This is a genomic window from Bartonella sp. M0192, assembly GCF_016102305.1.
Taxonomy (GTDB): Bacteria; Pseudomonadota; Alphaproteobacteria; order Rhizobiales; family Rhizobiaceae; genus Bartonella; species Bartonella apihabitans.
In genome coordinates, this window is record NZ_JACFOU010000001.1 from 1,814,705 (window position 1) to 1,831,111 (window position 16,407).

General features: G+C 47.2%; 15 protein-coding genes. 4 read left to right on the forward strand and 11 right to left on the reverse strand.

Annotation, left to right across the window (positions count from 1 at the left end; translation table 11 throughout):
• Positions 1–27: 27 nt before the first annotated feature.
• Positions 28–1,485, forward strand: a complete 1,458-nt coding sequence (locus H3S82_RS07940) for an MFS transporter (RefSeq protein ID WP_198233050.1) — start codon at positions 28–30, stop codon at positions 1,483–1,485.
• Here the strand turns inward: H3S82_RS07940 and cbiB are convergent.
• From cbiB to cobA, 4 genes are all read right to left on the reverse strand, one after another.
• Positions 1,444–2,421 (reverse strand): adenosylcobinamide-phosphate synthase CbiB, encoded by a 978-nt coding sequence (cbiB, locus tag H3S82_RS07945; protein ID WP_198233051.1) that lies wholly within the window; start codon positions 2,419–2,421, stop codon positions 1,444–1,446. The two genes, H3S82_RS07940 and cbiB, sit on opposite strands and share 42 nt — an antisense overlap.
• Before the next feature lie 5 nt (positions 2,422–2,426).
• The gene (locus H3S82_RS07950; RefSeq protein ID WP_077971732.1) at positions 2,427–3,650 is read right to left on the reverse strand and encodes an MFS transporter; all 1,224 of its coding nucleotides are present in this window, start codon (positions 3,648–3,650) and stop codon (positions 2,427–2,429) included.
• A gap of 229 nt (positions 3,651–3,879) precedes the next feature.
• On the reverse strand, positions 3,880–5,178 hold the full coding sequence (locus H3S82_RS07955) for a cobyrinate a,c-diamide synthase (RefSeq protein WP_198233052.1): 1,299 nt from the start codon (positions 5,176–5,178) through the stop codon (positions 3,880–3,882).
• The gene (gene cobA, locus H3S82_RS07960) at positions 5,175–5,984 is read right to left on the reverse strand and encodes a uroporphyrinogen-III C-methyltransferase (RefSeq protein ID WP_198233053.1); all 810 of its coding nucleotides are present in this window, start codon (positions 5,982–5,984) and stop codon (positions 5,175–5,177) included. Before cobA ends, H3S82_RS07955 begins: the two co-directional genes overlap by 4 nt.
• A 117-nt stretch (positions 5,985–6,101) precedes the next feature.
• Here cobA and H3S82_RS07965 point away from each other — a divergent pair, with 117 nt between their 5' ends.
• Positions 6,102–7,205 (forward strand): cobalt-precorrin-5B (C(1))-methyltransferase, encoded by a 1,104-nt coding sequence (locus tag H3S82_RS07965; RefSeq protein ID WP_198233054.1) that lies wholly within the window; start codon positions 6,102–6,104, stop codon positions 7,203–7,205.
• Positions 7,192–7,971: a cobalt-precorrin-6A reductase gene (locus H3S82_RS07970; protein ID WP_198233055.1), complete on the forward strand. Its 780-nt coding sequence runs from the start codon at positions 7,192–7,194 to the stop codon at positions 7,969–7,971. The genes H3S82_RS07965 and H3S82_RS07970 overlap by 14 nt, the downstream gene beginning before the upstream one ends.
• On the opposite strand, the gene cobM is transcribed toward H3S82_RS07970, so the two are convergent.
• Genes cobM through H3S82_RS07985 form a run of 3 tightly spaced genes read right to left on the reverse strand, consistent with a single transcriptional unit; the run spans position 7,904 to position 9,506 of the window.
• Positions 7,904–8,671, reverse strand: coding sequence for a precorrin-4 C(11)-methyltransferase (cobM, locus tag H3S82_RS07975; RefSeq protein WP_198233056.1), 768 nt, complete (start codon positions 8,669–8,671; stop codon positions 7,904–7,906). The genes H3S82_RS07970 and cobM overlap by 68 nt on opposite strands.
• Entirely contained in the window at positions 8,668–9,054 is a 387-nt protein-coding gene (locus H3S82_RS07980) for a cobalamin biosynthesis protein (RefSeq protein ID WP_198233057.1), read from the reverse strand. Before H3S82_RS07980 ends, cobM begins: the two co-directional genes overlap by 4 nt.
• Positions 9,055–9,068: 14 nt before the next feature.
• A complete protein-coding gene (locus H3S82_RS07985; RefSeq protein ID WP_198233058.1) occupies positions 9,069–9,506 on the reverse strand; it encodes a TerB family tellurite resistance protein in 438 nt (145 codons plus the stop codon).
• A 159-nt stretch (positions 9,507–9,665) separates the two neighbouring features.
• Here H3S82_RS07985 and H3S82_RS07990 point away from each other — a divergent pair, with 159 nt between their 5' ends.
• Entirely contained in the window at positions 9,666–10,454 is a 789-nt protein-coding gene (locus H3S82_RS07990) for a TSUP family transporter (RefSeq protein WP_198233059.1), read from the forward strand.
• 102 nt (positions 10,455–10,556) lie between these two features.
• On the opposite strand, the gene H3S82_RS07995 is transcribed toward H3S82_RS07990, so the two are convergent.
• From H3S82_RS07995 to cobW, 4 genes are read right to left on the reverse strand one after another with little or no spacing between them, the layout of a single operon-like run.
• Positions 10,557–10,985: an EamA family transporter gene (locus tag H3S82_RS07995; RefSeq protein ID WP_077971747.1), complete on the reverse strand. Its 429-nt coding sequence runs from the start codon at positions 10,983–10,985 to the stop codon at positions 10,557–10,559.
• Positions 10,985–11,611 (reverse strand): cob(I)yrinic acid a,c-diamide adenosyltransferase, encoded by a 627-nt coding sequence (cobO, locus tag H3S82_RS08000; RefSeq protein ID WP_198233060.1) that lies wholly within the window; start codon positions 11,609–11,611, stop codon positions 10,985–10,987. The genes H3S82_RS07995 and cobO overlap by 1 nt, the downstream gene beginning before the upstream one ends.
• Positions 11,590–15,339 carry a cobaltochelatase subunit CobN gene (cobN, locus tag H3S82_RS08005; protein ID WP_198233061.1) on the reverse strand — a complete coding sequence of 1,250 codons (3,750 nt, stop codon included), beginning with the start codon at positions 15,337–15,339 and terminating at the stop codon, positions 11,590–11,592. The genes cobO and cobN overlap by 22 nt, the downstream gene beginning before the upstream one ends.
• Positions 15,339–16,406 carry a cobalamin biosynthesis protein CobW gene (gene cobW, locus H3S82_RS08010; RefSeq protein WP_198233062.1) on the reverse strand — a complete coding sequence of 356 codons (1,068 nt, stop codon included), beginning with the start codon at positions 16,404–16,406 and terminating at the stop codon, positions 15,339–15,341. Before cobW ends, cobN begins: the two co-directional genes overlap by 1 nt.
• Between the last annotated feature and the right edge of the window lies 1 nt (position 16,407).

Genomic DNA, 16,407 nt, shown 5'->3' on the forward strand with positions numbered 1-16,407 from the left:
TGATTCTAAAAATACATAGGGATAACAATGAATGAACAAGGCTGGTCAACACTTCTTTCAGGTAGAAACGGTGTCCGCTCTGTAACACTTGCAGGCGGGGTTGCTCTGCATGCGGTCAATGTCTATATTGTTGTCACTATTCTCCCTTCTCTTGTTGCCGATATTCACGGTGAACAATATTATTCGTGGGCAGCAACAATTTTTGTGACAGCATCACTTATCGGTGCATCGCTTGCAGCAAAATTACTAGCCCGTTTCGGGCCCAAAACAGCTTACGTCCTTTCGGCTCTCCTGTTTGCAGTTGGCACCCTCATCTGTAGTGTTGCTCCGACTATGGCGGCGTTCCTGTTTGGTCGGCTCATTCAAGGTTTCGGCGGCGGATTTTTGTTGTCATTGTCCTATTCCATGGTCAGAATTGTATTCGACCCTGCCTTATGGCCACGTGCCATGGGGCTCATTTCCGGCATGTGGGGCATTTCAACATTACTTGGCCCCGCTATTGGCGGCATTTTTGCCGAATACAGCACTTGGCGTGCTTCATTCTGGACGGTTGGTATTCTGGCACTTTTATTTTCCGGCGTTGCACTTAAAGTTTTGCCTGCCTCGGCAAAACTTAAGAATGCTTCGGAACGGCTTCCTGTTATCCAACTTGCTGTTTTGACCGTTATGGTTCTTGCCATTTCCGCAAGCAGTGCGGTTGCCGACAACAACATTAAAATTGCCGGTATTATTATCGGTGCTATCCTGCTTTTAGTTCTTGGGATTATCGACAATCATTCTGAAAACAAAATGCTTCCCGAAGGTTCATTTTCTATTCAATCGATATTCCTGCCGCTTTACGGCCTGATGGTTATTATTTCGGTCGCTGTAAACGGTGCGGAGCTTTATCTTCCCCTGTTTCTTCAGGAACTTCACGGGCGTGGACCACTTGTTGCAGGCTATATTGCCGCGCTTATGAGCATCGGCTGGACTTGTGGTTCATTGCCAAGTGCCGGAGCCGCTCCAAAAATTGTGCGCAAAATCATCATTCTCGCGCCCGTGATTGATATGCTCGGAATGGCAACATTGTTTTATTTCATCCCCTCCGAAATGCAATCATCGGGATTTCTGATTTCGATTTGTATTGCCCTTTTCCTGATCGGTGTCGGGGCTGGAACATCGTGGCCGCATTTGCTTACCCGCGTATTACAATGTGCTTCCGATAAAGACGCCACGCGTGCCAGTGCATCTCTCACAACAATCCAATTGTTTTCAACAGCTTTAAGCGCAGCACTCGCCGGAAGCATTACCAATCTTGCCGGATTATTTGATCCGGGTGGTGTCAGCGGTATGATTGCGGCTTCCAAAGTGCTGTTTATCTTTCTGATTATTATATTGCTACTTGCTGTACCGCTCGCCTTTATTATTTCGCGCGATATGCTCAACCGTCCCGATGGAAAACATTCAAACAACCAAAGCGATCAGAAACAGCACCAGAATAATTAAAAATAACACATCCATCAAACGCTTGAAGAGCCGGATAGCACGATAAATATCGGCGGGACCGGCCATTTTCCCGCTATCATTCTGGAAAGGTTCATCAACGGCTTTGCCTGAATAGATTCTCGGTCCCAAAAGCTTGACATCAAGGGCGCCTGCAAAGGCGCATTCGGGAAAACCGGCATTGGGCGAATGATGGTGCCTCGCATCTTTTTTCACCACTTCGAGTGCTTTTGCTGCAGCTTTCCAATTGATAAAAAGTCCGGATGTCAGGATAACGATAAACGCTGTCAATCTTGCCGGTATAAAATTGACAACATCGTCAAGTCGTGCCGAAGCCCAGCCGAAATCCTTGAAGCGCTCATTCTTATAGCCGATCATCGAGTCGGCAGTGTTCACCAATTTATAACAAAAAAGGCCGGGAAGACCGAGAACAAGATACCAGAATACAGGTGCCACAACGCCATCAGAGCTATTTTCGGCGAGGCTTTCGATAGCTGCACGGCAAACCGCACTTTCATCGAGATTTTTTGTTTCCCGCCCGACGATGAGTGAAACAGCATCTCTCGCTTCAACAAGCGAACCTTGTTTGAACGCTTTTTCCACTTTACCAACGTGATCAACCAGGCTTTTTTGAGCAATAAATATGGAGGCAACCAGCGCCTCAATGACTATCCCTGCGAACCCCAATCCGAACAAAAACTTATGAATAAAAAGGCCAACAAAAAAGCTTGCGGTTAACAAGACGAGAAGAGCATCGAGGCCACACCATTTCCTGAGACGGGGCGACATCGACTTTCTGTTATATCTTGTTTCAAACCACTTTATCCCTGCCCCGAAAGCCGCTACCGGATGAGGGAGCTTGCGCCATATCCAGTCGGGGTCGCCGATTGAACGATCAATCAGGAGCGCCAATAAAAGGATAAAACAGAGACGCTCCACCGGTGTCATACCTGTTTTTGTGCTTTGGCCTGATCACGCTTATCGACGTACCACGATGCTGCAAAGATCAACACACCGCAAAATGTAAGACACCCGCCCAAAATCGCCGTATCCTGATAACCGAAGCCTAGGCGCAAAATTTCTGCACCCGATTCAGCACCCAAAGCATTGGCAACATTGTAGGCCGATTGCATCAGTGCTCCGGCGAGTGTCTGGGCGTTGGCTGCAACATCCATCACGCGCGCCTGAACTGACGGCATACTGGCAAAAGATGTACCAATCAAAAAACAACCGATCGCAGCCGTAATGCCGGAGTGACAGAGGAAGAAAAACAGAAAGAATGTAATTGTACTCCAAAGCATTGCATAAAATATCATCTTCATCGGACCAATTTTCACCGCTATTTTTGGTCCGAAGATGTTTCCTGTTACCATGCCAAGGCCGATAAGCGGCATGATAAACGGTACCCAGGCAATTGAAACCCCGGAAACGACAGTCAAAGTCGATTTGATGTAGCTGAATACAGTAAAGAGACCTGCAGTGCCAATGGCTACCATTGCCAGCATGAACCAGACCTGCTTTTCTTTTAAAGCGCTAAGTTCGGTAAGTGGACTTGTACCCAATGCCGTTGGCAAACTGGGCAAAAACAAAAATACCAAAATAGCACAAAGAGCACCGATGCTGCCGACCAGCACAAAAGCCATTTGCCAACCAAGTTGCTGACCGAGCCAGGTTGCAAAAGGTGCGCCAACAACAGTCGCAATTGTAAGCCCTAGCATCACCGCACCGATCGCCTTGGGACGATTTTTCATCTCCACCATAGAAGAAGCGGCAATAGAGGCAACACCGAAATAGATGCCGTGCGGCAAACCGCTCATGAACCGTAAGCCAACCAGCGCGTGAAAGCTCGTCACACAGGCACTCGCAATATTGGCAAAAGCATAAAACAGCATCAGAGCAATCAGAACATATTTCCGCGGAAATTTTGCAGTTGCTACAGCCAGAACCGGCGCACCAACAACAACCCCCATTGCATAGGCCGAAATATATTGGCCGGCGGTCGGTATATCCACTCCCGAACTTTTGGCCATTTCCGGTTGCAGCCCCATTGAAACAAATTCTGATGTACCGATTGCGAAGGCGCCGACAGCAAGAGCAAGTATGCTGATACGGCGTGTTCTTGCGTTAACCGCGGAAGCAACATTGAGCTTATCAATTTCATATTTCATAATTAACGGACGAATCCCTGAATGCGGTAGTTTTTCAATTATCCGGTTTTGCCATTTCACATCATATTAGTGCAAGAAAATATCTTCCAATTTCAATATGTTCACGGCAGTTTGTATTGAAGTCTTTTGCTTTAACTGCTCTTCCGATAGAAAACTGAATAGCTTACCTTTTAGCGAAATTGCAATAAATGCATGTAGTTTTAACTGCATCCACAATTTCCGATTTTTTTCAACCTTCAATATCTATCAAATGAATAAATGAACCGGCAACACTGTTTATTCTCATTCCCCTTGTACCTAAAGAATTGTCGAGCGCATCATAGGCTTTAAAAAGCGGTATATCGACCTTTTCATCTACAATGGAGGCATAATGGAATTCGTGACCTCGAAAGCGGTTTTTTCCAAAAAACGCCCCTTCCGGAACCAGACGGCGATAGCCTAAATGCAGTTTCTTCTGTTTGAAGCTGGTATTCAATGGCAAAAGACCAAGCATCAGGTGTTTAACCCCTTCGCTATCTTCCAATGTTTCCCCCAAGGTCATATAACCACCGCATTCGCCATAAATGGTTTTTCCGGCTGTTGCCATATCAACCATGGCTTTTTTGAATTTATCCGCTGCCGCCAGTTTTCCGGCAAAAAGTTCCGGATAACCACCACATAAATAAATGCTGTCACACTCTTTATCCGGCACCTCATTCGCCAAAGGCGAAAAGAATGTGATTTCGGCACCGGCTTTTCTCCAACCATCAAGCAGGTGTGGATAAGAAAAGCGGAAAGCATCATCACGGCTCACCGCAATACGTTGTCCAAGTGGCGGAATATGATCAATCGTAGCACTAGTAACTTTCACCCGATTTGAAGTCGATAATGTGATCATCGCCTCGAGATCAACGCTTGCCTTAATGATTTCTGCTGCTTTTCCGATAAAGTGATAAAGATCGGTTCTTTCCGAAGCTTGAACCAAACCCAAATGACGTGAGGGGAGTGTCAGCGCTTCATTCCTGTAGACCGCACCAACCACCGGTATATCAAGCGGTTGCAAGGCCGCGCGAAGCATAGCTTCATGTCGGGGACTTCCAATTTTATTCAGAATAATTCCGGCAAAGCGCAATTCCGGCATAAACTCGGCAAAGCCTTTGACAAGTGCCGCAACCGAATGTGATTGGCTTGTCACATCGACAACAAAAAATACCGGCAAATCCAACAATCGGGCAAGTTCGGCAGACGACCCCTTGCCGTTCATGGCGCCATCATAAAGCCCCATCATACCTTCGACCACAAAAAACTTCTGCTCCGAAGTGTCGGTAAAATTGATATTTCTTATGAGCGCGTCGCGCATTGCCCAACAATCGAGATTGTAACTATCCTCGCCTGTTGCCGCTTTATGAAACGCGGGATCAATAAAGTCGGGACCTGCTTTTCGCGGCGCCACGGCGACCCCCACTTCTTTCAAAGCGCGCATCAATGCCAGAGTGATAACAGTTTTACCGGCTCCCGAATTGGCAGCGCTCACCATAAAGCCATTCATAATGATCTGTTATCCAATTCGTCTGTAACAATATTTGGAGCAAGTTTATCGGAAAGAGAAACAACTTTACCAACGACAACAATTGTCGGTGGTTCGATATTATGCTCTTTGATTGTTTGTTTTATATGGCCGAGTTCGGTTTTATAAATCCGCTGATTGGAGGTGGTCGCATGCGTGATAAACATAACCGGCTCGTCACTTTTGCGCCCGCCTTTCATAAGGTCATCGGCAATTTCATCAATATGTTTCATCGCCATATAAAACACAAGAACCGGTGCAGCGCGCGAAATTGCTTTCCAGTCAAAAGATTTGGGCACTGTTCCGTCAGCATCATGACCGGTTAAAAACAATACACTATGATTGACCGAACGATGCGTTACCGGAACACCTGCATAGGCAGGCCCTGCTATTCCTGCTGTTATTCCGGGAAAAACGCGAAAGGGAATATGCGCCTCTATCAAGGCAAGCGCTTCTTCACCACCACGCCCGAAAACAAAAGGATCGCCACCTTTCAAACGCAAAACCCGCTTGCCTTCTCTGGCAAGGCAAATCATGCGGTCGGTAATTTCCTGCTGTTTAAGCGAGGGTTTGCCACCGCGTTTACCGGCAAATTCTAAAATTGCGCCTTGTTTTGCAAGCTTGAGGCACGAATGATCGACCAGCGCATCATAAAGGATGTGGTCTGCCTGTTTGAGTGCATTGACACAATGAAGCGTAAGAAGTCCGGGATCACCCGGCCCAGCGCCCACCAACCACACATGCCCCGCAATGAACTGTGGCAATTTGAATGGCAAATCTGCCGTCATTTCGGGTCCTTTTGATGGTAAAATCTATAGAAATCAAGAATCAATGCATTATATGTGTTATCTATTGTGCAGTTTCCAACCACTGTAAACGTTTAATTTTCAAGAAATATTGTCAAAATGGCAGATCTGCAAAGCACATTGAAACGCAAACCGGAAGGTCCCCTTCGCTTGGGCTGGACAACAGGCGCCTGCGCTACCGCTGCAACCAAGGCAGCGCTCACTGCTCTCATAACCGGTGCTTTTCCCGATCCCGTGGAGATAAGATTGCCAAGGGGGCAAATGCCGCAATTTGCGCTTTCTCTCAAAAGTCTTGGAGAAAATCAGGCGACAGCAGGAATTATCAAAGATGCAGGTGATGATCCCGATGTGACAGACAAGGCGACCATTATTGCCACTCTCACCCCTGCCCGTCCAAACAGTGGAATTATATTCAAAGCAGGAAAAGGTGTTGGAACTGTTACAAGACCGGGTTTGCCGCTTGATGTCGGGGAAGCGGCCATCAACCCCGTTCCGCGCCGGATGATGAGCGAGGTTTGCAAGGAAATTTGTGACATATATTCTTTTCCGCAAGACCTGGTCATTACAATTTCAGTGCCGGATGGCGAAAATATCGCGCTCAAAACATGGAATCCGCGCCTTGGTATTCTGGGCGGCATTTCCATTCTCGGCACTACCGGTATTGTTCATCCGTTCTCGTGCTCGGCATGGATTCATTCTATTCATAGCGGTATTGATGTAGCACGTGCGGAAGGGGCAAGCCATGTTCTTGGTGCAACCGGCGCAACTTCGGAAGATGCCGCACAGGCAATCTACCATCTTCCCGACTATGCCATATTGGATATGGGAGACTTCGTCGGTGCCGTGTTAAAATATTTGCGTCACCACCCGATTGATAAACTGACAATTGCAGGTGGTTTTGCAAAACTCACAAAACTCGCGCAAGGGGAAATGGACCTTCATTCTTCCCGCTCCCAAGTCGACAAGACATTTTTGTGGAATGTTGCAAAGAATGCCGGCTTGAACCAATCTTTCAAGCAATTCATCGAAAATGCGAATACTGCAAAAGAAGTGCTTGATATTGCTACAAAAGAAGGAATTGATATTGCTACCCCTATTGCGCTTCAGGCAAAACATATTGCTGAAGAAACATTAAGGGATGCGCCGGTATCGGTCGAAATCATTGTGACCGACAGGAAGGGAAATATTCTTGCGAGAAAGTAGGACAGTTTTATTATTGGGTGGCACCAGCGAAGCCTATGCTCTCGCAGAAAAATTTGCCGAAAAGGACTATCCTGTTCTTTCGTCTCTCGCTGGCCGCACATCGCATCCGAAAATTCCCGCGGGGCGATACCGCATTGGCGGGTTTGGCGGCATTGACGGGCTTATCAATACAATCAAAAAGGAAAATATAGGGCTTATCGTTGACGCAACCCATCCTTTTGCCGAAACTATGACCGATCATGCCTGGCGGGCAGCGCGCGCAGAAAAAATCGACTATATCCGGTTCGAGCGTCCGCTCTGGCAAGCGGGTAAAGAAGACAAGTGGCTGACGGTGAATAATATTGCGGAAGCCGTTACTGCTATTCCTGTAAATAGCCGCTGCTTCCTTGCGATAGGGCGTCAGCACGTCAATGAATTTCTGGTGCGCAAAGATGTTTCATTTGTCGCGCGTATGGTCGAGAAGCCGGAAAATTTTGTTCCCGAAGCCAATATAGAAATTGTGCTTGGTAAACCGGAAAACGAACAAGAAGAATACGACTTTCTCGTCAAACATCATTTTGATTGTCTCGTGTGCAGAAATTCCGGAGGTTCCGCCTCTTTTCCAAAGTTGGAGGCTGCCCGCAAACTCGGCCTTCCGGTGATTATGATCACCAGAAAGCCCCTGCCCAATGTCGTCACATTGAACACGGAAAAAGATGTTATCGACTTGGTGCGGACGTTTTGCCAAGCGGACCGTGCGGAAAAGCATAAAGAGACGAACGGCTAAGCTTTTCCGGACGAAGTGCTTTTCCGACAAAGATGATTGCGGTTTTTTCTATTTTTTCTTGCGCTATCTTTTCATGAATATCGGCCAATGTGCCTGAAATGATTTTTTCGTCCGGCCAGCTTACGTGATAGGCAACAATGACGGGGCAATCGGCCCCGTAAATCGGCAATAATTCTTTCTGGATTGCAGCAATATTTTTTGCCGAAAGATGAATTGCCATTGTCGCTTTTGCTTGTCCGAGATTTGACAATGTCTCAAGTTCCGGCATTGGTGAAGAATTGACCGATGTCCGTGTCAAAATGACCGATTGGTTTAGCTTTGGAAGTGTCAATTCCTGCTTCATGGCTGCCGCTGCCGCCGCGTAGGAAGCAACCCCCGGTACCACCTCATAATTGATTGCAAGCTTGTCGAGCGCTGCCATCTGTTCGGCAATTGCGCTATAGATCGAAGGGTCGCCGGAATGAAGCCTTGCAACATCCTTTCCCTCTTTTTCCGCTTTGACAAATTCTTCGACAATCGCATCAAGATCAAGATGGCCGGTATTGACGCGCCGTGCTTTATAAGGAATTTCGGCAATCAATTCTTCCGAAAGAAGCGAGCCGGCATAAAGGCAGACCGGACAACGTTTTATGAGATTGAGCCCGCGCAGTGTAATGAGATCATATGCCCCCGGACCTGCGCCAATAAAATATACTGTCATTCTTCCTTCTGTCCTGCCACAGCAATGGTAAGCCCACCAATTTTTGTCTTTTCAACGAGCAAAATACCACTTTTACCGGAAGCCGCCAAAGCCGCCGCTTCCGCAACGCCATGGCAGCCCGTATGTTGAAAAACAATATCGGAGGGGTTCTTCAGAAAGCAAGTCATTGTCTCCAACTCTTCTGAAGAAAATGTAATGAGTGGAACAGAAAGACGTTGCAAAGCACGCAAAATAAGCCCGTTGGATTTTTTACCGTCAAGCGTTGAAAAAGCCGCAATATTCCACTTTTCGAGAGTTTCGAGAGCTTCTTCCATGTCGCCCGTCGTGGCAGATGACGAAATGCCTATGCCCACAAAAACCGGCATAGAGCTTCTATTGACCATATCCGTTTTTGCCTTCAAGCGCGTCTTTTGACGGTGTTATAAATCCGCTCCACTTCTTGCGAGGGAACACCGAGAATTGCGGCTATCCGATGGATGAGCGCAACTTCATCCGCATCGACATGGTTATCGGCAGCCGCAATCGTCATCAAATTTTCGATAAGTGCAGTACGCCGATCCGGCGCCAATTCGCCGAAGAGAGCCGCAGCCTGACCGGTTGTTGTTTCATAGCCATAATCATAAAGATATTGGATGACATCCGGCAAAGCATCGGGAGATACGCCGAATTGTTGTTCGGCAATTTTTGAAAAAGCGGCAGTTTCGCTTGGGGTATGTTTACCATCGGCAAAACCCAAATGAATGAGCAAGAGAAGTTCGGCCGCTGTTGCCGGATTTTCGGCCACTTTACGAACCGAATTATGACGGGAAAAATAATTTGCGATGCTGTCAAACATGCGAAACTCCGCTTCTTGCCACGTTAGAAGAGCTGAACTAAAAGCAGAGCTTGCCAATATTGCACAAAAAACACAAGTGCATGAATGCAACGTTTGACGTTTCTTTATCGAAATTATTCTATTATTTCTTATTCTATTCTTTTCAGGTAATATTCGCCAATGCTGGAATTCCTTTTTGACCCGACTGTTCTGATTTTGATTTTTGCCGGTTTGCTTGCCGGTTTTATAGATTCGATTGCCGGTGGCGGTGGCCTCATCACCATCCCTGCCCTGATGCTTTCAGGCCTTCCACCAGTTGAAACACTAGGTACAAACAAGTTGCAGGGACTTTTCGGGTCATTTTCTGCAATGGTGGCCTATGCCCGTGGTGGTCAAGTCAATATAAGGAGACAAATCCTCCAAGCCACTATGGCCTTTATCGGAAGTGTTATCGGCGCATTGGTTGCGACCCTCATTCCTGTCAAATTATTTCAAGCGTTCCTGCCCGTTTTGCTCATTATTGTCGCCGGTTATTTTGCGTTAAAGCCGAACCTCAACGACATTGATAAACAGGAGCGGATGCGGCCAATCATCTTTTCGCTGACTATGGCGCCACTTGTCGGCTTTTACGACGGCATATTCGGTCCGGGTGCCGGTTCTTTCTATATGCTGGCCTTTGTTTCTTTGTCAGGGTTTGGAATCCTCAAAGCGACAGCCCATACGAAACTGTTGAACTTTTCATCCAATCTCGGCGGTTTTTTAACCTTTGCTGTCATGGGCTCGATCAATGTAAAAATCGGCATTGCTATGGGAATTGCCCAATTCATCGGTGCACAAATGGGTGCGCGCGTTGCCATGAAAACCGGTGCCAAGCTCATAAAACCGCTATTGGTCATTGTATGCGTTATTCTTGCCTATAAACTCTTGGAAGCTCATGACAATCCGCTACGGCAATGGCTGAACTTCTGAGAGTTAAAACCTCTCCATCAGAATATCATCATGGAGCTTTAAAAAACCGGTTTGCACAAAGCTGCCGAACCGGTTTTTTAAGACAGAACAATTGATGTTTTTCTAAAATTTTAATGCCAGTAAAATAACACCTGCCCCGATCAGCACGACGCCGGTCCAGTTGATGGCTGTCAATTTCTCACCAAGAAAAGTAACGCCGAAAATGGCAACAAAAATAACCGACAATTTGTCAATCGGAGCAACATGGGAAGCATCTCCCAATTGCAGAGCGCGAAAATAGGCAAGCCATGAAGCACCCGTGGCAAGTCCTGATAAAACAAGGAAAACCCATGATTTTGCCGGAATAGCTCCCGGACGTTGCCATTGTCCGGTAATGCTTAAAAAGAGACACAATGCGGCGATGATAACGATTGTTCTTATCAAAGTGGCAAAATCGGAATTGATACCGCTTATACCTACTTTTGCAAAAATCGCTGTTAAAGCCGCAAAAATTGCTGAAAGAAATGCCCAGAACTGCCAGGTTGCGGTCATCAGAATTCAATCCCCTTCTGTCCTTTTATGCCGGAACGGAACGGGTGTTTGACCAATTCCATTTCTGTCACCAGATCGGCAGCCTCAATCAATTCATTTCGTGCATTGCGACCGGTAATGATAACATGCTTCATGAAAGGTCGCTTCGATAATACATCAAGCACTTCTTCCAAAGGTAAATAATCATAGCGCAATACGATATTCAACTCGTCACAAAGCACCATATCCGTGGTGTCGTCGAGGATCATATCTTTGGCAATGTTCCATGCTTTTCGCGCTTCGGCAATGTCTTTTTCACGATCCTGCGTTTCCCATGTAAAGCCTTCACCATGGGCATAAACGCGCACCTGATCGCCAAATTTTTCAAGTGCGATACGCTCGCCGGTTTGGCGTAATCCCTTGACAAACTGCACAACGCCAACCTTCATATTCTGGCCGAGAGCACGAAAAACCATACCGAAAGCTGCCGTTGTCTTGCCTTTGCCCTTGCCCGTATGAACAATGAGAAGACCTTTTTCTTTGGTTTTACCGGCTTCTATTTTTTTGCGCGCGGCCTCTTTCTTTTTCATTTTTTCGGCATGACGGGCATTCAATTCCGCTTCCGTCAGCTTTTCCTTGGCGTCCATCTTATCGAGCCTTTCTGTAGTTCTTCCAGTTCAAACAAAGCAGAATTGGAGCGCGGTTTCCACAACTCTCTCCGGATCGCCTGTTCAAGTTTATGTGCCATTTCTCTTAAAGCGGCAGGATTATTTCCGATTAAAAAATTCCGCACTGTCTCGTCGTCGATATAGGCATTATAAATCGCTTCGAATTGTTCATTGGATACGGCATTTGTTGTAGCCGAAAAAGCAAAGAGATAATCGACAGTTGCAGCCATTTCGACCGCGCCTTTAAAGCCGTGTCGCATGACTCCTTCTATCCATTTCGGATTAACGGCACGCCCGCGGAGTGTTCGCCCGATTTCTTCCTGCAATGTTTTTATCATTGGCCGTTCGGGGCGCGACATATCATTGTGATAGACTTTCGGAAAAGCACCCTGCTTATCAGCAACTGCCGAAGCCATTCCCCCTTCAAAGGCATAATATTCACCGGAATCAAGAAGATCATGTTCGCGATTATCCTGATTTTGGACAACGGCATTGATATGATGAAGCCGGTTTTCAAGCATATTTTGTGCAGAAACACCATCTTCCTTACCGTAAGCAAAAGAAGAATGGGCAATCCACGCTTTACCAAGGTCGTTACGGTCATTCCATTCGCCCTTGTCGAGAAGCTCCTGAACGCCTGTTCCATAGACACCCGGTCGAGCGCCGAAAACACGAAAACCGGCTTCTCTTTCTGCCTCTTTTGTGCTCTTTCCGTTTTCTGTGAGCGTTTTTACGTCTTTCAAATAATGCGCATGAAGCGGATTATCTTCTTCCTCTTCGTCAAGCGAGGCAACGAGACGCACCGCCTGATCGAACAAGGCGATCTGTTCGGGAAATGCATCGCGGAAGAAGCCGGAAATCCTTAATGTCACGTCAACACGTGGCCGACCAAGAACTGCTATCGGAATAACCTCAACACCGGTCACACGGCGGGATGCCGCATCCCACAAAGGTTTGACGCCGATAAGTGCGAGAGCCTGCGCAATATCATCGCCACCGGTGCGCATATTGGCGGTTCCCCAAGCGGTAAGGCCAAAAGCCTTCGGCCAATCACCGTGATCCTGCACATAGCGGATAATGAGAAGCTCGGCCGATTTTTTACCCAATTGCCAAGCCGACTGTGTGGGCACTGCCCTAGTGTCGAGCGAAAAAAAGTTGCGCCCCGTCGGAAATACATCCGGCCGCCCGCGTGTCGGAGCGCCGGATGGACCCGGCTCCACAAAATGCCCGTCAAGAGCCGTTAAAAGCCCGTCAATTTCTGCCTTGCCGCAACTTAAAATCAATGGCCGCAATGTTTCTTCAATATTTTTAAGAATTGGCGCTGTTTTCGTGAAGTTTTGCGGAAGAGTGACCTTTCCGGAAACCAGCGCCAGCGCCAGAAGTTCAATCCGTTCAACCGTGTCACCATTTGTGCGCCATAGGCTGTCGGTCATTCCTTTTAATATTTCAGGCTTTTCACCTTGCCATTTTTCTGAAAAAACACAATCAAGCGGGTCGAAAGCAAGTCCGAGATCATCGGCGATAGCGCGGTGTAAACTGCCATTTTCTCCCTCGCCACGGGGAACACGTGCCGTTGCAACAAGGAGATTTTCCAATTGTTCGCCAGAAGGCGCTTTGCCAAAAATATGCAGCCCGTCCCTGATTTGCAATTCTTTAAGATCACACAAAAAGGCATCAAGTTTCTCAAGTGCCAGATCATCGCTATCATGGTCTTCAATTCCGGCATCATGATTGAGACCGGTGAGCCGCACCAGATCAAGTATTTCGCCTTTGAGCTTTACGAGACGGCGCGGGTCAACGCCTGAGGCCTCATAATATTCATCAACAAGCCCTTCCAGATCTTTTAACGGGCCATAACTTTCCGCGCGTGTCAAAGGCGGGGTCAGATGGTCAATGATAACGGCAGAAGAGCGTCGTTTTGCCTGTGTCCCTTCACCGGGGTCGTTAACAATAAACGGATAGATATGCGGCATTGGTCCAAGAGCAACTTCAGGATAGCAATGGTTCGAGAGTGCCAAAGCTTTTCCCGGAAGCCATTCAAGATTGCCGTGTTTACCCATATGGATGATGGCATCGGCTTTATAAACAAACCGGAGCCAGAAATAGAATGCAAGGTAATGATGGGTGGGAACAATGTCGGGTGCATGGTAGACTTGCTTTGCATCCATTCCGAATGCACGTTCCGGCTGTAATCCGACAACCGTTTCCCCCAACATTAAAACCGGCAAAGCCAATCCGTTGTCAACCACATAGGCATCGTCTTCCGGTGCGCCCCAGCGTGCAGTCACTTCATCTTGAATCTTTTTATCAAGTGATTGAAAGAACTTCTTGTAAACACTCAAAGAAAGAGCTTTCCGAACTATCCTTCCCTTTACTCCTTCATTGGTTGGACCTTCAATCATCAACCGCATGAGTTCATTGCCATTTTCCGGAATATTTTCTATTTCGTAGCCTTGGTTTTTCATGGCTTTAAGCGTCACAATCATGGCTGCCGGTGTATCAAGCCCGACACCATGCCCCAAGCGGCCATCGCCACCGGGATAATTGGCCATGACAATGGCAACATGCCGTTCTTCCGGCTTCTTGTTGCGCAATCTTACCCAGTTTTTTGTGAGCTCTGCAACAAAATCGACCCTGTCTTTTAAAGGTTTATGGACGACAACATTACATTCTGTCTCGTCATCGAATTCCACTGCCGATTTGAAAGACACAGCGCGGGTGAATACGCGTCCATCAACTTCCGGAAGCGCAACATTCATGGCAAGGTCACGGGCGGTCAAGCCACGTCCATCTTTTTCCCATTGCTCTTTGCTGCTTCCGGCAAAAACCACCTGCAAAACCATTGCGCCGCGCTTTTCGAGCACGGTAGGTTTTCGTCCCGTATGCCCGTTTGAAACCGCAAAGCCGGTCGCATTCAATACAATATCGGGCGAAAGCCGGTCAAAAATCGAATCGACAATTGCGACACTCAATTCATCTTTAATACTTGAAACAAAAATCGGCAGCGCGATTAATCCGCGTTTTTGAAGTGCGTCGATAAGTGCTTCCACGCTCGCTGTTTGCCCGCTCTGCACCAATGCACGATAAAAACAGATGGCTACAACCGGTTTATGGGTGGCATTGTGACGTTTTACGAGATCATCAACAGTTAACGGCGGGTCATCCGGTGACCAGAGACCTGCCTTCATCAAGGGGATCGCCTCGACAGGCTTTTCGTGGCGGCCTAGCAAATAATCGCAATATTCGAGAAAGGAGCGCATATTTTGGGCGCTCGCTTCAATAAGATAGTGCCAAAGATTGCGGCAATCCTCTTCGGCAACAGTAGAAAATTTTTGCAAATTTTCGTCTACTTTATCGTCACCGGGCAAGACCACCAGTTTGATATTCTTTTCCAGTGCCAGCGAGTGGAGGACTTGCAAGCCATAAGGCCAATAACTTTCGCCGCCTATCACGCGCAACACAATCAATTTCGCATATGACGCGGTTTTTTCGACATAGGTGTCGACCGACATGGGATGTGAAAGCGAAAGCAAATTAACAAGCCTTAGCGAAGACGTTGTTTTCTTCAATGCGGCTTTTGCAACCGAAAGGCTTGCCAATTCGGTGTCAGCCGACGAAAGAAAAATAACATCGGCCGGCGACTGTCCAAGATCAATCGCCTTATCCTGTTCGGCTATGGTTCCCTTCTGGGCAAGAAGCAAATGCATCAGACATCAAGCGCTTCAATTGTTTTGCGCACCTTCTCCTCGTCGATTTGGTGAAGACCGATAACAACAAGGTGGCTTTTATGCTCTTCGTTTTTTTGCCAGGGGCGATCAAAATAGGAATCAATCCGCTGACCTACGGCTTGAACAACAAGGCGTATCGGCTTTCCAACCACATTGACAAAACCTTTGAGCCGCAAAATATCATTTTCTTCAATGATCGTTTTCAACCGTTCGATCAAAGCCCTCGGATCATGGATGGATGGTGCGTTAACGACAAAGCTTTTGAATTCGTCGTGGTTATGGGGAACGCCTTTCGCATGGTTCATTTCATGGTGGGATTTGCGGTTTTCAATATCGCTCTCGGTACCGACGCCAAGCCCCAATATAAGATCGGTTCCGATACTGCCAAAACTCGACGTGACCATTTGCGGAACTCTGTCACTATGGCTTGAAATGATATTGCGCACATTCTCGAGCTTATCCTCGTCGATAAGATCAACCTTGTTGAGGACGATAAGATCAGCCGCATGAATTTGGTCTTCAAACAATTCTTCGAGCGGGCTTTCATGGGTGATCGAATTATCTTGGGCACGTTCGGCATTGATTTTGTCAATATCATCGGCAAACCGGCCTTCGGCCACCGCCGGAGCGTCAATCACGGTGATCACTCCGTCAACGGTCACCTGCGTTTTGATTTCAGGCCAATTGAAGGCTGCAACAAGCGGCTGGGGAAGTGCCAAACCTGATGTTTCGATCACAATATGATCAGGTCTATCCTCGCGCTCGAGAAGTTTGGTCATAGTCGGAATAAATTCTTCAGCAACCGTGCAACAGATGCAACCGTTATTAAGTTCAATGAGATCATCATCGTGGCAATTATCAAGACCACAGCCTTTGAGCAAACCGCCATCCACACCAAGTTCGCCGAATTCGTTAATGATGAGAGCAATGCGTTTGCCTTGCGCATTTTCCAATAAATGCCTGATCATTGTGGTTTTTCCGGAACCCAAAAATCCGGTTATGACGGTGGTTGGGATTTTGCTTTGTAAAAATTTTTGTTCCGACATT

Excerpts from the sequence above, each read along its gene's own strand:
- cobN (WP_198233061.1), bottom strand. The coding sequence starts at position 15,339 with ATGCATTTGCTTCTTGCCCAGAAGGGAACCATAGCCGAACAGGATAAG.
- H3S82_RS07980 (WP_198233057.1), bottom strand. The coding sequence starts at position 9,054 with ATGGTCAATAGAAGCTCTATGCCGGTTTTTGTGGGCATAGGCATTTCG.
- cobM (WP_198233056.1), bottom strand. The coding sequence starts at position 8,671 with ATGACAGTATATTTTATTGGCGCAGGTCCGGGGGCATATGATCTCATT.
- cobW (WP_198233062.1), bottom strand. The coding sequence starts at position 16,406 with ATGTCGGAACAAAAATTTTTACAAAGCAAAATCCCAACCACCGTCATA.
- cobO (WP_198233060.1), bottom strand. The coding sequence starts at position 11,611 with ATGGACGCCAAGGAAAAGCTGACGGAAGCGGAATTGAATGCCCGTCAT.
- H3S82_RS07995 (WP_077971747.1), bottom strand. The coding sequence starts at position 10,985 with ATGACCGCAACCTGGCAGTTCTGGGCATTTCTTTCAGCAATTTTTGCG.
- H3S82_RS07965 (WP_198233054.1), top strand. The coding sequence starts at position 6,102 with ATGGCAGATCTGCAAAGCACATTGAAACGCAAACCGGAAGGTCCCCTT.
- H3S82_RS07985 (WP_198233058.1), bottom strand. The coding sequence starts at position 9,506 with ATGTTTGACAGCATCGCAAATTATTTTTCCCGTCATAATTCGGTTCGT.
- H3S82_RS07955 (WP_198233052.1), bottom strand. The coding sequence starts at position 5,178 with ATGAATGGCTTTATGGTGAGCGCTGCCAATTCGGGAGCCGGTAAAACT.
- H3S82_RS07950 (WP_077971732.1), bottom strand. The coding sequence starts at position 3,650 with ATGAAATATGAAATTGATAAGCTCAATGTTGCTTCCGCGGTTAACGCA.
- cobA (WP_198233053.1), bottom strand. The coding sequence starts at position 5,984 with ATGACGGCAGATTTGCCATTCAAATTGCCACAGTTCATTGCGGGGCAT.
- H3S82_RS07940 (WP_198233050.1), top strand. The coding sequence starts at position 28 with ATGAATGAACAAGGCTGGTCAACACTTCTTTCAGGTAGAAACGGTGTC.
- H3S82_RS07990 (WP_198233059.1), top strand. The coding sequence starts at position 9,666 with ATGCTGGAATTCCTTTTTGACCCGACTGTTCTGATTTTGATTTTTGCC.